Source organism: Cyanobium sp. NIVA-CYA 375 (assembly GCF_056108345.1).
The window spans coordinates 1-642 of sequence record NZ_JBSYHW010000361.1 but is presented as its reverse complement, the minus strand read 5'-3'; the positions used below and the strand labels follow the sequence as shown (position 1 = coordinate 642).

The following is a 642-nucleotide window of genomic DNA, read 5'->3' as shown; positions in this document are numbered from 1 at the left end:
CTTGAGTTCCTTAAGCGAGGCCATTTCGGCTCCCTAATTTACGCTTGGGGTCAGGCGAACTGCTTGGCGAAGGCTTCCAGCGCCGCGACGGTCTTGGACTTGGCTTCGTCGCCGAAGTCCTTGGTGTCGCGGATCAGGGCCAGCACGTCGGCGTGTTCGTTGCGCATGAAGCTGAGCATGGCGGCTTCGTACTCGGTCACCCGGTTGGTCGGGATGGCGTCGAGGTAGCCGTTGGTGCCGGCGAAGATCGACACGGTCTGCTCTTCGAACGGCATCGGCGAGAACTGGCGCTGCTTGAGCAGCTCGGTCAGCCGGGCACCGCGGTTAAGCAGCTTCTGGGTCGACGCATCGAGGTCCGAACCGAACTGGGCGAAGGCGGCCATTTCGCGGTACTGCGCGAGGTCCAGCTTCATCGAGCCCGAAACCTTCTTCATCGCCTTGGTCTGTGCGGCACCGCCGACGCGGCTGACCGACAGGCCGACGTTGATCGCCGGGCGCACGCCCTGGTAGAACAGGCCCGTTTCGAGGAAGATCTGGCCGTCGGTGATCGAGATCACGTTGGTCGGGATGTAGGCAGACACGTCACCGGCCTGGGTTTCGATGACCGGCAGCGCGGTCAGCGATCCGGCGCCGTTCTCGTCG

At 63.9% G+C, this 642-nt stretch carries 1 protein-coding gene; it reads right to left on the bottom strand.

Annotated elements, in window-relative coordinates:
- Positions 1-50: 50 nt before the first annotated feature.
- Positions 51-581 carry a hypothetical protein gene (locus AC01FP_RS18590; protein ID WP_474482366.1) on the bottom strand — a complete coding sequence of 177 codons (531 nt, stop codon included), beginning with the start codon at positions 579-581 and terminating at the stop codon, positions 51-53.
- Positions 582-642: the final 61 nt, after the last annotated feature.